Genomic DNA, 14,536 nt, shown 5'->3' on the forward strand with positions numbered 1-14,536 from the left:
TAGCGACCTTAAACTGGGGTTAATCCCCAATAAAATCAAGTTGGGAGGGGTTTCAATTGCGTAAGATCCTGTTGGTCCTGATTGTGGCTGCAGCAATAGTTAGCATCGGCTTTGCATGTACCACGATCATCGTAACTAAGGGTGCGTCTGTTGACGGTTCGGTAATGACGAGTCATTCAGCTGACTGCGGCCTCTGTGATTTCAGGTACGTCTATGTTCCACCCGCAGACTATGAAGCGGGAGCAAAGAGAGCAGTTTATCCATTCGTTGAGCCATATCCACGTTATGTCGGTGCGGATATGGGTCCGACCTACAACGATCCGGACCTTCCGGCTACTGAGCCTCTGGGTTACATCGATCAGGTCGAGCACACATATGGCTACTTTGATGCAGTTTATGGTGTAATCAACGAGCACCAGCTTGCCATTGGCGAATGTACTTGTTCCGCAAAGGTCTATGCTCAGCCAAAGGCCGGAGAATGCATATTTGACGTAGCCGCTCTTTCCAGAGTTGCTATGGAGAGATGTACAACCGCAAGAGAAGCCGTTGAACTGATGGGCGCACTTGCCGTTGAGTACGGTTACTACGGTTGGGGAGAAACACTCACAGTAACAGACCCTAATGAAGCATGGGTCTTCGAAATCTGTGCAACGCCTGACAAGAAGAGCGCACTTTGGGCGGCAAAGAAGGTTCCCGATGGAACGGTCTTTGTTGAGTCAAACCTATTCAGGATTAGAGAACTCGATCCTGAAAGCCCTGACAATATGTTCTCCCCGAATCTTATCGAAGTTGCAACGGAGGCCGGCTGGTACGATCCCAGTACCGGTCCTATCGACTGGATGGCTACTGTTAGTACAGGCGAGTACTCTATGCCTTACTATAGTCTGAGAAGAACGTGGAGAGTTTTCGACAGGGTCTCCCCTTCTCTTGGACTTTCTCCATGGGTAGAAGACAGTTTTACAAAGGACTACCCGTTCTCTATAGTGCCTGACAAGAAACTGTCGGTAGCAGATGTTATTGATCTTTTCAGAGACCACTACGAAGGAACGGAATTCGATCTTACCGAAGGACTTGCCGCAGGACCTTTCGGCAATCCCAATCGCTATGCAGGTTCAAGCAAACTAATAAAGGGGAGCTGGGAAAGAGCTCTTTCTATCTTCAGATGTGAATACGTATTTGTGTCTCAGGTCAGAGATTGGCTTCCGGATCCTGTCGGCGGCGTAGTATGGTGGGGCGCGGCTGCTCCTCACGAGACAATTCTAGTGCCCATGTACTGTGGAATAACGGACGTTCCATATGCTTATGACAGTGGTAGCCTTCAGGAATTCGACTACGATGTCGCATCATGGGCATTCAACTTCATGGGTAACTGGGCAGAGTTGAAGTGGAGCTACATGTACCCGGAGATTCAGGAACTGCAGAAGAAGATCGAAGGAAAGCTCTTTGCAGTACAGCCAGCTATCGAGGCAGCTGCTGCACAGCTTTATGAGACAGATCCAGAACTGTGTAAGGAATTCCTTACAGATTACGTTGCTGACGTGACTGACAGAGTGATGGCAGAAGTGTGGGATTTCAACGAATATCTTATTACGAAGTACAGAGACGGATACATAAACATTCCGAACGTTGGTTCGTCTGCTGGATACCCCGACTGGTGGCTTGATGCAGTAGGATACGACGAAGGCCATATTTTCGGCGAAGACGGCTACAAAGCTAAGTAATTGACTTACCCGCCCCCAAAGTGGGGCGGGTTTTGCTCTTTTTTGTATTTCAAACCTTGTAGACGATTCTTGATTCATATATAGTGTTTAAGATTTCGAATGAGGAGGTTACTTACATGAGAAGATTTCTGTTAGTTCTGATTGTAGTTTCTCTTGTCAGTGTTTTTGCGTTTGCCGAACCCGAGGTAAAACTCGGTTTGCCTGTCGTAATCACTTCTGCCGGTCAGAGCGCAGAGGTTGAAACAGTCAACTATGTTGCCGATGAAGTCGGCCTGAAGTACGACTACTGTGACGTTCTTTCCAAGGATGAGCTTGCGGCTGGAGTTGGACTCGGTGGAGCCAAGTCAGCAATAGGAAAGCACGTCACGACGCTTTCTCCCGATCCCGAAGGTACTAAGTTCCAGTCTCTGTTACTCGTTCTTGGCGCCAGCCTTAAAGGCATGGGCGCTTCCGGTCTCTCAGTTGACACGGAAGTTGACAGACTCAAGGACCTTATAGAATATGCGAAGGCAAACAAAATAAAGATTGTTGCAGTTGCTATTGGAGGAGAGATTCAAAGAGGTCTTCCAGGAAGTCCGATCGAAGTTATTATCGACACCGTCGTTCCCCATGCTGACGTATTCATAGTTACAAAGGATTCAAATGGCGATGGGAAGTTCACGAAGGCGGCGGAAGCCAGAAACGTTCCAATAGTAGAGATCGATTCTGCATTTGATCTTCTCGATACTTTTACACAGGTATTTGGCTTGTAGTTTCTTGGTGGCCGGCGCAATAGTTTTATCTACCGCGCCGGCTCCAATTAAAGGGGGTAATCAGATTGTCAGCTGATGCAATATACATGCAAACGATCATAGCAGGAATAGTTATGGTTGGAGCCTATGCCGTCGGGAAGTTTCTGAAATTTTCAACCGAACTATGTATGTTTGTCGCAGTAATCGGTGGTGCCATTGCCGGGGGAGCGGGATTTGATACTTTCAGGCATATTGCCGAAGGATCGGTAACCTACCTCGACATTGGACTAATTTTCGTGTTTGCAACGATATTTATGAACATCATCAAGGAATCGGGTGGAACGAATTACATAGTAAGAAAGATAATAGGTGCCTTCCACAACAAGAGAATACTGATGCTGATACTTCTCATGCTTGTGATTCTTGTTCCCGGTGCCCTAACAGGTGCCGGAAGCATCTCGGTCCTGGTTGTTGGAGGAACGGTTGCGGCCGCTCTCAACGCAATGGGACTTTCGAAGGTGAGAATCTCGGCGTTGATTTTCATTGTCGCCGGTTTGAGTGCCGCTGCTCCGCCAGTTAACATCTGGGCGATGATGACCTGTGCCGGAACGGCCATTCCTTACGTTGGATTTACGATGCCTCTTCTCATACCGGTCCTGATTCTTGGGCTTTTCACCGTGCTGTTTTTTGGACGCGGGGCAGGAAATATCGACAAAGAAAAGGCTCTCAAAGAGATTCCCGATCCAAAAGGACTCTCCGGATGGAGTGTTGGAGTACCTTTCCTTGTCTTGATCTTCCTGCTTGGAGCTCCTAGAATCTGGCCATTTGATTTCCCGGTCCTCGGATTGCCTCTGGTATTTGCAATCTGTGCTTTGGTAGCATGGCTTATGAACTTCAAGAGAGTTGATATATTGAAGGTCAGCAGAGAAACGGTCGCTCAATTGACGCCGCTCATAGCGACTACCGCTGTCGTCGGTATGCTGATACAGGTGATGAGTTTTAACGGTGTCAAAGGCTTGATTTCCATGTGGATTGTGACTGCTCCTCTCGCGATCGTCTGGATTCTCCTTCCTTTCATAATACCAATATCGGAAGGTCTCCTGACGTATGGTGGTGCTACGGTAATTGGCATACCTCTTATATGGATGTTGAACTCGAACGGGATCAACCCGGTAATCGTTCTGGCAGGACTGAGTTTACTGTGGCCTCTTGGGGATGGATTGCCCCCGACTGCGCTTATTGGGCGCTTGACGGTTAGCACAGTAGGTTACAAAGGCTCATATGGCTCATTCTTGAAAGAATGCGTGGTGCCCTGGATAGCCATAACTGTCGTTGCAATGATACTGGTTATCTTTGCAAATAAATTCAACTTCCTGATGATGGTAGGTTGAGGAGGAGGTGTCGTCATGACTTTGATAATGTTTCTGTATTATGTGATGACAGCCTATGTGGTAGGCATGCTTATCTGGAACTTCATAAAGACGAAGGATATAAACAGCGAAATCTTATATGCACTGGCTCTCTTGCCCCTCATTCTCAGATTGCTTATAATGAGGTAGGAGGGATATTATGATGAGAAAACTATTGATACTGGTTGTTCTGACACTTATTGTCTTGGCGGGCGGAATTCCTTTGTACATACAGAGGAGTTACAAGGAAGAAGTAGTCGCCGGGCCGAGCGTGACAGACGTCTTCAAGCTAAGCAAGTATTTCGACGGAATCAAAGGAACCATTGCCGATACCGACGTCTTTGAGCTTAAAGGAGCAGAAGAGGGTGGAAAGACGCTGATAATCGCGGGAACCCATGCAAATGAACCCTCTGCTGCCTTACTCGCCTATTTCTTCATAGAAAATCTGGAAGTCGAAAAGGGAACAATTTACGTAATCCCCCATTTCAACCGAAGCGGTTCTCTCGGGCCGCAGCCCGGTGGCGGTTTCCCGCTCTATTACTTCGTTGATACTCCCTGGGGTGAAAAGAAATTCAGAATGGGCGATCGAGGCTTCCAGGCACTCGACCAGTGGCCCGATCCAGATGTATATGTTCACTATCCAGACGGCCAGTTGTTGTCCTATATCGATGCAAGAAACACAAACAGATCTTGGCCGGGAAGACCCGATGGCTACCTTGCGGAAAAGGTTTCCTTTGCAGCAATGGAGATGATCCGTAATGAAGGAATTGACGTGGTTATCGATCTTCATGAGGCAGAGGCAATGTATCCAGTAACAAACTGTATAGTTGCTCCCGAGAAGTCAATGCCCTACGCGATAGGAGCTGCGTTCTATGTAAAGGGAAGGGAGAAATTCGAAAACCATGTGGAATCTTCACCGGCTGGTTACAGGGGTCTTTCTCATAGAGAGATCGGAGATTGGTCAGACGCATACCCCTTCTTACTGGAATCTCCTGGTGTGCACTTAGATCAGATTACGGCAGCGAAAACTCCTGAGCTGATCATAGACGGAATAGACCCGTTTGTACTGAAGGCCGGCGAAAAGGGACTGCTTTTCGTTCCATATGACGAAAACGGATTCTCTATGGACAGAAGAGTTGGGCAGCATTCTTCTGTCATACAGGAGATTTTGTCTCAGTGGACGAAGAAGAATCCAGATCGCGGCTTCAAAGTCTCGGCTCCGAAACATGCGGACATTGTTGAAAATGGTCTCGGGTTTTATTTCAAAGATCCTTCTGAGGCGGATGAAGATAAGGTCTTTCTCCAGTAGGGTTTTGTCTAGGCTGAATGAGTGCATGCGTTATCGAGGACGCATGCACTTTTTTAGTTTTCGTCACGGTTCCGTTATTAATCTTCTTGAATAATCCGCCCCAGCTGCAGCAGATCGTCGACTATATAGTCGACGTCTATCGAAGGTTTCGACCCATCTTGCGAAAAGAAGCAGGTTTTTGTTCCCGCATCCCTTGCGGCCATCACATCGAGATCTCTGTCGCCAATGGAGAGGGTTGATTCCGGTTTTAATCTGTGTCTTCTAATCGTGCTTATGAAAGCTTCTGGATCGGGCTTTCTTTTGAATCCGCTTTCTTTTGTGACAATTTCACTGAACAAGGAGGTCATCTCGAAGTAATCTAGCAGTTTGAAGGCTGTCCTTCTAGCTCGATGAGTAATTATTAGATTCACTCCACCATCTCTCTTAATTCTCGAGCATACCTCACGGGCACCACTGAATGGAGGCTGTTCGACTGGATCCAATTCTTCCTCCATTCTTTGGAAGTCTTTGTAGAAAGCGTAATCAACTCCACGATCTAGATAAAAATCTACGGCCTTTCCCAGCGTTTCTTTCATCAGCGAGAGTATCTCATCTTCAGAAGCACCGTATCCGTGAATTGCCAGAGACTGCTTGAATAGTCTTACCATGGCGGGATAGGTGTTAAACAAGGAACCATCGAAATCCCATATTAAATTTTCAATCATCGCCTTCACAGCCGCTGAATCTGTTGCAAACCTGGAGGACAGAAGGAACCTGACTTAAAGAGGTTAAGACGAAGTCCGCGCTGGTCTTTACGAAATCCTTATCTGGATTGAAAAGGCACGTTGCTATTCCCGCTCTCTTTCCAGCCTCTATATCGATCTCTCTGTCACCTATCGTCAAGACTCTCTCTCTCTCAAGGCCGTATTTGTCAATTATGTACATTATTGCTTGAGGATCAGGCTTTCTCGCAAAGCCGCTATCCGCAGATACGATTTCGGAGAAGAGATCGAGCATATTGTAGTAATTGAGAAGTTTGGTCATGGAGTAGTTGCTTCTATGACTGAAAAGGAAATTGCTGCCGCCGTTCCTGTTGATCTTCACACAAATCTCCTTCGCGTTATCAAATGGCGGCTGTTTCTCGGGTTGCAGAAGGTTTTCTATGCGGTAGAAATCCTCAAGGAAGCCATTCTTCAGCTTATATTTGTTGACAAAATAGCTTGCAGCTTTCGATGTCGACTCCTTGAGCTTTTCAAGAATTTCATCTATTGAGGCTTTGACATCATACTTCTCGAGAACTTCCTGAAATACCTTTGCTGCAGCTGGGTAAGTATCGAAAAGTGTACCTCCGAAATCCCAAATCACGTAATCATACATAGTACTTCCCCTTTCTTGGATCTAAATCAATAATAAACGCTTTTGGGGATTTCGTCCTGTCGGGTATCTTAAGAATCCTGGGTTTCTTCAAGATATCTTACCCTTGATGCAGCGATTATTTCCAACGTTTCTTCCCTTCTTACCCAGCCTTCGATACCCGTTTTCTTCTTTTCGAGATCCTTGTATACGGAGAAGAAATGCTCTATCTCTTTCAGCAGATGAGGTGGAACATCATCGAGAGTCTCAATGTAATTCCAGACCGGATCATGAATCGGAACACAAAGGACCTTTTCATCGGGTCCCTTCTCGTCCCACATCTTGAATGCGCCTATGGGCTTCGCTTCTATTAGACAGCCAGGAAAGGTTGGCTCCCACAGCAAAACCATCGCATCGAGCGGGTCCTCATCCTCGGCAAGCGTATTGAGGATGAAGCCATAATCCATTGGATAATGGACCGCAGAAAACAGCGTCCTGTCGAATCTTATTCTTTGAAACTTCTTGTCGTATTCGTACTTGTTCCTGCTCCCTTTCGGAATCTCTATCATTATGTCCAGTACTATTTCTTCCTGCAAAGCTGTCACCTCCACAACAATTATGCCAGAAAGACCACAGTCTCATGATTATCATAAAAGAAGAACCCCTTATGGGGTTCTTCTAGACCGATTTCAAAAACAGTCTTACCTGTTGTTAAATAAGAATACCCAGGCAGCAGCGTCTTCGCCGTTGATCTTCCCGTCCTTGGGGAAGGAAATGTCGCAAGCGGTTATGTCGTCTGCTTCCGTAGAACCGATCTTTTCAACTAGATATTCGAAATCCTTCGTATCAACAACGCCATCGCTATTGACGTCAAGATCGTCACCTTCGTGATGAGCGAGATCATCGAATATTGGCAGGTACATCTCTCTTTTTTCAATTTCCCAGAAGCCCAGCTGCCCACTTTCATATTGTTCTTCACTGATAGCCGGAATCACGAAGTAACCACCATCTCCCCAGTCATAGGCCCAGGAGTTCTTTATTATCCAGAACGTGGTGGTTGTGAAAATCGGTGAGGCCGCCTGTGTTGGATCGACATATGTGTAGCTTTCAATCTCTTCGTCCAGAATAGGAGTTGCATCTGGATTTGTCTTGCCAGCTAGAATAATATCGTCGAGATCTGTGGCACTTGCCCATCCGACTAGAGTAACTGCATGTCCGCCCGTACTATAATCTCCTTCTACTGGAGAATATATACCCTTTGAATAGTAGTTGAAACTATACGGAACTGAGAAAGAGACGGCAAGAGATCCATAATCTGAAAGCGCTGTCTTGATCATGTTCAAATAGTCTTCATAGCTGTACCCTAGCTCAGCTGCCGATGTGGATGGAGGGATCATAACGGTTCGGGACGACTTCAACAGTGGAGCATCGTAGGCAGATGGAGGCAGAGGAATCTCCTCCCTAGCATCAATATAGACTTCTGAGAATGGAGCATACTGTTCTTCCATCATCCCATACCTTATGAGATTGTACATTGCAAAGTAACTGTTTCCACCCTCAAGACTGTTCTTATCCTGAACATAACTGTCTGGTGAAAAACTGTAGATATCCCAGTCTATGTTGTGATAAGTTCCCCATCGTTCCGAATAATCGAAGGTGTTATCAACGTTGCCGTTCATTCCGAAAGACTGCACCGCCAAAGCGCTCTCAAAAGAGCCCACAGTGGCAAAAGACCAGCAGCTTCCATGAATGAACTGATCTCTTATAGGTTCGAGTCTTACAAAACTGCTCTCGGCTACTACGCGAGGTTCCAGAAGCACGAAAGTCGACATCATAAGATCATCAGTAGTTGTCATTCCCTGTATAGAGAATTCATCCATCTCTTCTATGTATGCCAACCTCAAATACTCGATGAATCTCTCACGCACTTCATCTGGAAGGTCTATGTAGCTATTGAGTTTCTCGAAAATCACTTCTACGTCACCAATGTTAGCTGTCTCCAGCTTTGCAACGAAGCTCTCTTCTAGATCTGCTTTCCAGCTAAGATTCATGCTTGATATCGCCGAGTTGATTTCCGCCTCTATGGATGCTACCTGAGTTGCAACGTTAGCAGTTGCAAACGTGTATAAGAACAAAACCGAAAGTAATACTACCAATATTTTCTTCATGGTCATCCCCCCTTTACTCCAAGAAGACAATCGGTTCGTGATCAACTATGAACCCGTCAACCGAACCATTGTCTACATCTCTGAAAGCGGGATTTGGTAAATCGGGATAAGTGCCGTACGTATCCCAGTAACCTTCATACGCCAGTCCCACGGCAATGAGTTCACCTTCGAAATCTTCAGGAACCGAGAAAGTGAGAGTTGCGAAGACATCGTCGGCCGCTTCGGCTTCATCTACTCCGTTTAGGAAGGCTTTGTAAAGAGTAACGGCCTCATCACTACTCTTGAATGTTCCAACATCCTTCAGACCTGCCATGAAGTTTCCAAATTCGACGCCTTCGAGAACCAAACCCTCGCTATTCCACAGAGAGAGTTGAACATATCTGACATCATACAGATCGGCAAAACTCGCAACATTTTCTGTCAAGACACTTACTGTAAACGAATCACCAGGTCCTATATCACCGTCGGGAGTAGAAAGGCTTATTATTGGTTTTTCATCTGAGTCATACCTCTCTCTCAACGCGAAGGCTTTGTAAGCTTCTCCGTAGTCGTTAAGCGTGTTTCCGAAAACGTGAGCTTCTACCCATCTCGCGTAAACTGTGTTAAGATCAAATCCCACTTCAGCAAACTTGTAGAACAAGACATATCCGCTGTAAGGACCTTCAACACCGGCATAGTATGCCCTTATCGATTTCTCGCCATACTCGAATCCATAAGGCACCCATAGCGTATCATAATCTATCAAATAACCAGGTAGATACACATATGTCTGAAGATCGGGCCTGTCATTTGGTATTTCTTCCCATGTGTCATACATGCCATCATCATCGGTGTCGAGCAGGTTGAGCCGCTTCCTTACCGTTACCTCTTCGGCAGGTAGAATTTCCTCTGAAGCAGTCTTGTAAAACCTGATACCGAAAGCCTCATCTTCGATATACTGGAAATAGTCGCTGTAGTCAAAGTACATTAATCCAGCTCCAGACTGGAAGAGCTCTCTCTTAAGATTCGTGGCTTTGAAAGAAATCGTCTCCTTCGATTGAGCACCCATCGAATCGGTTGCTACAACCTCTGCGACGTACTTCCCCTCTTCGTCGAGAGCGTACATCGCTTCACCGGTGTCGACTACAGAAAGAACTTCAGCCCCATTTCTGTAGAGCTTGAACTCAGAAGTTACTTCTGTGTCATCAAAGTCAGTTATTTCCCACTCGAAAGTGACAAGCGTCATCGGAGCAATTTCCTGCCCTTCCGAAACGGAGCCTGTCAACGATATTACCGGTGGATTGTTGATCTTAAAGCAGCCGGAGACAAATAGCATGAATCCCAGCAGAAGAGTAATCAACAACGTTTTCTTCATTCTCTTACCCCCTTTTCAAAGATTTCGCGTTCAAAGACAATTATACATTCACAGGCGCCGATTCTGAAAACCCCCGTTTCTGAACAATTCTGCTTTCATGGCTTGAAAACATAATTTTTCGCTTTGTCTAGATCCTACCTGACACCGTCGGAGAATCTCTGAAAAACTCCGATAAACGACTCGTCAACATGCTTTTCAATGAAGAGATTTGCTTCACTTTCAACCGGGTTCTTCATCCCAAATTCAGTAACACTCCCATGTTATAATCCATCTAAATTGCTTTTCTCAGGCTTCATATTCAATTGTGGAGGTAGCACATGTACGATTTCAGGGCGATCGAAAAGAAATGGCAGGAATATTACGCTAAGGAGAAACCATTCAATATAGACCTTGAAAAGGCCGAACGACCATTCTACAACCTCATGATGTTTCCCTATCCCTCCGCAGCGGGGCTTCACATAGGAAATATGTTTTCCTTCATAGGTTCGGATGTATATGGAAGGTTCATGAAACTGAAGGGCTATGATGTATTTGAACCGATCGGCTTCGATGCCTTTGGAATTCACAGCGAGAACTACGCTTTGAAAGTTGGGAAACATCCCGCAGAACTCACCCCAAAGAGCATAGAGTATTTCAGAGAAGAGCAGCTGAAAAAGATTGGAAATATCTTCGATTGGAACAGCGAAGCGATTACCTCCTCTCCAGAGTACTACAAGTGGACGCAGTGGATATTCATACAGTTATTCAAGAATGGACTTGCAGAAAAGCGCTCTTCAAATGTGAACTGGTGTCCATCGTGCAAAACGGTGCTTGCTGATGAACAGGTTATCGATGGCCGTTGTGAACGGTGCAACAGCGAAGTTGAGAAGCGTGAGATGAGTCAGTGGTTCTTCAAGATCACAGAATACGCAGAGAAGCTGCTGTCTAACCTGGAGAAGCTTGACTGGACCGATACGACCAAAAATCTTCAGCGGGCCTGGATAGGCAAATCCTCCGGAGCTACGATCTCTTTTGAAGTATCCGGAATGAATGAGAAGATAGATGTTTTTACAACCCGTCCAGATACGATATTTGGAGTAACTTACATAGTTGTTGCTCCTGAATATGGTCTGGTCAGTAAGCTAATCACGCCCTCAACACTACAGGCCTTTGAAAACTTCAAAGAAGAAGTCAAGAACATGGATCTTGCCACGAGAACATCTATTTCGCGCCCCAAGAATGGAATATTCACCGGATCTTACGCCGTTCACCCTCTTACAGGTGAGGAGCTTCCAATATGGATAGGAGATTACGTTCTGGCAGAATACGGAACGGGCGCTGTTATGGCCGTCCCGGCACACGACGAGAGAGATTATGTCTTTGCGAAGAAGTATGGACTGGAGATAAAACAGGTTATCGAATGTGATCCCTCACAGTTGCCCTATACTGAGAAGGGAAAGATGATCAACAGCGGAAAGTATTCGGACATGCTCAGCGCTGACTTCATCGAGAGGATAGATGAAGTGAGCGAGAGTATAAAGGGTTCGGTAAACTACCACCTTCATGATTGGTGCATCTCGAGGCAACGCTATTGGGGTCCGCCAATTCCGATTGTGTACTGTGATAAGTGTGGAACGATTCCGGTGCCTGAAGATCAGTTGCCGGTAACGCTACCAAATACCGATGATTACATACCGGACGGAAGTGGGAAGTCTCCTTTGGCAAAGAATGAAGAGTTTGTCAACACGATTTGCCCTGTTTGCGGTGGACCGGCTAGACGAGAGACCGATGTATCCGACAATTTCCTTGATTCGGCTTGGTACTATCTGAGATACCTCTCACCGAACGATAACAGTGCACCTTTTGATGATGGGCTGGTTGAAAAGTGGTGCCCGGTCGATATGTATATAGGGGGAAATGAACACGCTACCCTGCACCTCATGTACTCGAGATTTCTTTCAATGGCACTTCACGATATGGGTTTTCTTCCTTTTGAAGAGCCGTTCACCTCATTCAGAGGTCACGGACTCATAATTAAGGACGGCGAGAAGATGTCGAAGTCCAAGGGCAACATTGTCAATCCAAACGAATATTTTGAGAGCCATGGAGTAGATACCCTCAGGACATATCTGATGTTCATGGGTACGTTTCTTGAAGGAGGAGACTTCAGGGACAGCGGGATGGACGCTATGAGGAGGTTTCTCAATCGTGTATGGGACATCGCTACTATGCCCGAAGGGAGAAGTTCTACCGAGTTGAAGATAAAGATGTCAGAGACTGTAGAGAAAGTAGATTATTCAGTCAAGAACATCAAGCCGAACACGGCAATTGCCGCTATCATGGAGTTTGTTAATGAAGCTTCGAAAGAGGTTTCTATTGAAAGACAGCTTGTCATAGATATGGCAAAGCTTCTTTCTCCATTTGCACCGTTTGTCTGTGAAGAGATTTACAGTATGAAGGGTGGAAAGAAGAAGACAATTCTTGACGATGGATTCCCATATGGTTATGAGAAGTACGCATCTATGGCCAAGACGGAATTGCCTGTCCAAATCACTGGAAAGATGAGGGGGAAAGTCGTGCTTCCTCAGAACGCATCCCAGGAAGAGGCGATGGAAGCAGTAATGGCTGATGAAAAGCTCTCAAAAATGCTTGAAGGAAAGTCAATAAGAAAGATCATCTACGTTCAAGACAAGATAATCAACATAATTATTTGAACGCAGTAAACAATATTCTGTTCTGAATACAAAAATGGAGAGCCAGTTGCTCTCCATTGTCTTCCATAGATTCATCTTCATTTTGATAAAGGCTTTCGCGAAACAAAAATACTGGTATTCCCGTATCTGCATGGTGTCTTACGAGCCTGAACCCAGCCTTTTCTAGAACTGCTTGTTGATTATCTATGGAAAGTGGCAGATCGAAGTGATAGAAACCGTCAGGTAAATTACTCTCGCTTTTCAGAGACCCGTATCTGTTGAGCAACTCCATCTCCTCAATCGCAGTACCGACAACGTAATCGGCTTCGATATATGTTCTATTACCCCCCGGACTGCGGAAAACCTTCCTGTAGAGCGATAGCTTTTGTTCTTGTCCGAAGTGGTGCATCGATTGAACCGAAATGGCAACGTCGAATCCCTCCACCGGCAATTCGACTTCGAAGTAGGAACCGGCAACAAATTCGTGGTTCCCTTCTTGCCTTCGTATTTGCTTCTAAGAATTTCGAGCATCTTCTCTGATAGGTCGATGCCGGTTACCCTGGCCGTGGAATTCAATTTGAATATCTCGTCAATTTCCAGGCCCGTCCCGCAACCGAGATAAAGTATCCTGATTCCTGTAGTAACTGGAACTAGCCTTGCCATTTCTCCGTAGAATGCAGCGGATTCCTTGACATTGTTTTTCATGTGGGATTCGCATGAATCGGCTCCTCTATCGAAGAAAGCTCTCATTGTTTCCCAGTAACGGCTCATTTTCTCTCGCTCCGTTTTTTTGCTTCTTTGGCAAGTCAATCTACTTTCTTATATTATAGAAGTGCCGAACGAGTATGAAGCCGAGTTTGCCGTAACTATTAAGGTGGGGGTTTTCACGGAAGTCTAAATGAGCTTTTGCCCGAAAGGAGACAACATTGATAATCAGCGCAAGCAGGAGGACGGATATCCCGGCATTCTATTCCGATTGGATTATTGAAAGAATCAGAAGCGGTTTCGCTCTGGTCAGGAATCCTTTCAATCCCAGACAGGTAAGTAAGGTAACTTTGAATCCGGAGGCAGTAGATTCTCTTGTTTTCTGGACCAAAGACCCTAAGAACATGCTCGACAAACTGTCTTACTTGAAAGACTACTGCTACTATTTCCAGTTCACAATCACACCCTATGATAGATCTGTAGAGCCCGGACTACGCGACAAGGGAAACATCATTGAGACTTTCAAGAAGCTGGCGGATAGAATCGGTAGGGAAAGAGTAATCTGGCGATATGATCCGATTATAGTTTCGGAGCAGTTCAATTTAGCTTACCATTTTAGAGCCTTCGAGAAGATGGTCGATCTGCTTCAAGGGCACACGGAGAAGTGTGTAATTAGTTTTCTAGATTACTACAAGAAAATCTCTTCAGGTCTGAGGAGATTAGGTTTAAGAAGACCGGAAAGAGATGAAATCAGAGATGTTGTTCGGTTTTTTGCCGGGAAAGCAAAGGACGCGGGGATTCGTATCGAGACGTGTTCTGAAGAGGAAGACCTCGACGAATTCGGAATAACCCATGGCAGTTGTATTGACGGCAATCTTATAAACAGGCTTACGGGCAGAAACAAACAGTACTCAAAAGACAGATATCAAAGATCTGCATGTAGATGCGTTGAAAGCGTTGACATCGGTTCATATAATACCTGTCTTCATCGCTGCAGTTACTGCTACGCGAACTTCAGCCAGAAGATGATCTATAGAAATTACGGGAGGTACGATTCAAAGTCTCCAATTCTCTGCAGTCGTCTAGACGCAGGAGACACCATAACAGAAAGAAAAGAGTAGCCGATTCCTGAAGG

13 protein-coding genes are annotated in these 14,536 nt (G+C 45.7%); 7 read left to right on the forward strand and 6 right to left on the reverse strand.

Going from position 1 to position 14,536, the window contains the following annotated elements; all coding sequences use genetic code 11:
- The first annotated feature begins 56 nt into the window (after positions 1-56).
- The 5 genes from THEBA_RS09920 to THEBA_RS09935 all read left to right on the forward strand — a co-directional run bounded on the left by THEBA_RS09920 (position 57) and on the right by THEBA_RS09935 (position 5,170).
- A complete protein-coding gene (locus THEBA_RS09920) occupies positions 57-1,721 on the forward strand; it encodes a dipeptidase (protein ID WP_014731410.1) in 1,665 nt (554 codons plus the stop codon).
- 116 nt (positions 1,722-1,837) lie between these two features.
- Positions 1,838-2,473, forward strand: a complete 636-nt coding sequence (locus THEBA_RS09925) for a DUF6305 family protein (RefSeq protein WP_014731411.1) — start codon at positions 1,838-1,840, stop codon at positions 2,471-2,473.
- Positions 2,474-2,538: 65 nt separating this feature from the next.
- Complete coding sequence (locus THEBA_RS09930; RefSeq protein ID WP_014731412.1) at positions 2,539-3,843, forward strand: TRAP-type C4-dicarboxylate transport system, large permease component; 1,305 nt, start codon at positions 2,539-2,541, stop codon at positions 3,841-3,843.
- Between the two features lie 15 nt (positions 3,844-3,858).
- Positions 3,859-4,011, forward strand: coding sequence for a hypothetical protein (locus tag THEBA_RS14500; protein ID WP_014731413.1), 153 nt, complete (start codon positions 3,859-3,861; stop codon positions 4,009-4,011).
- A gap of 13 nt (positions 4,012-4,024) precedes the next feature.
- Positions 4,025-5,170 carry a succinylglutamate desuccinylase gene (locus THEBA_RS09935; protein ID WP_236609144.1) on the forward strand — a complete coding sequence of 382 codons (1,146 nt, stop codon included), beginning with the start codon at positions 4,025-4,027 and terminating at the stop codon, positions 5,168-5,170.
- A gap of 77 nt (positions 5,171-5,247) precedes the next feature.
- Here the strand turns inward: THEBA_RS09935 and THEBA_RS09940 are convergent, their stop codons facing one another.
- The 5 genes from THEBA_RS09940 to THEBA_RS09960 all read right to left on the reverse strand — a co-directional run bounded on the left by THEBA_RS09940 (position 5,248) and on the right by THEBA_RS09960 (position 10,024).
- Positions 5,248-5,874, reverse strand: a complete 627-nt coding sequence (locus THEBA_RS09940; RefSeq protein WP_014731415.1) for an HAD hydrolase-like protein — start codon at positions 5,872-5,874, stop codon at positions 5,248-5,250.
- On the reverse strand, positions 5,867-6,526 hold the full coding sequence (locus THEBA_RS09945) for an HAD-IA family hydrolase (RefSeq protein WP_014731416.1): 660 nt from the start codon (positions 6,524-6,526) through the stop codon (positions 5,867-5,869). The genes THEBA_RS09940 and THEBA_RS09945 overlap by 8 nt, the downstream gene beginning before the upstream one ends.
- 68 nt (positions 6,527-6,594) lie before the next feature.
- Positions 6,595-7,098 carry an inorganic diphosphatase gene (locus THEBA_RS09950; RefSeq protein ID WP_014731417.1) on the reverse strand — a complete coding sequence of 168 codons (504 nt, stop codon included), beginning with the start codon at positions 7,096-7,098 and terminating at the stop codon, positions 6,595-6,597.
- 105 nt (positions 7,099-7,203) lie between these two features.
- A complete protein-coding gene (locus THEBA_RS09955) occupies positions 7,204-8,670 on the reverse strand; it encodes a C1 family peptidase (protein WP_014731418.1) in 1,467 nt (488 codons plus the stop codon).
- Between the two features lie 13 nt (positions 8,671-8,683).
- Positions 8,684-10,024 (reverse strand): hypothetical protein, encoded by a 1,341-nt coding sequence (locus THEBA_RS09960; protein ID WP_014731419.1) that lies wholly within the window; start codon positions 10,022-10,024, stop codon positions 8,684-8,686.
- A gap of 317 nt (positions 10,025-10,341) precedes the next feature.
- On the opposite strand from THEBA_RS09960, the gene leuS reads away from it, so the two are divergent.
- A complete protein-coding gene (gene leuS / locus THEBA_RS09965; protein ID WP_014731420.1) occupies positions 10,342-12,717 on the forward strand; it encodes a leucine--tRNA ligase in 2,376 nt (791 codons plus the stop codon).
- 240 nt (positions 12,718-12,957) lie between these two features.
- Here the strand turns inward: leuS and THEBA_RS09970 are convergent, their stop codons facing one another.
- Positions 12,958-13,467 (reverse strand): class I SAM-dependent methyltransferase, encoded by a 510-nt coding sequence (locus THEBA_RS09970; protein WP_014731421.1) that lies wholly within the window; start codon positions 13,465-13,467, stop codon positions 12,958-12,960.
- A gap of 155 nt (positions 13,468-13,622) precedes the next feature.
- Between THEBA_RS09970 and THEBA_RS09975 the strand changes: the two genes are divergently transcribed.
- Positions 13,623-14,522, forward strand: a complete 900-nt coding sequence (locus tag THEBA_RS09975; RefSeq protein WP_014731422.1) for a DUF1848 domain-containing protein — start codon at positions 13,623-13,625, stop codon at positions 14,520-14,522.
- Positions 14,523-14,536 lie beyond the last annotated feature (14 nt).

The organism is Mesotoga prima MesG1.Ag.4.2, from assembly GCF_000147715.2.
Classification (GTDB): domain Bacteria; phylum Thermotogota; class Thermotogae; order Petrotogales; family Kosmotogaceae; genus Mesotoga; species Mesotoga prima.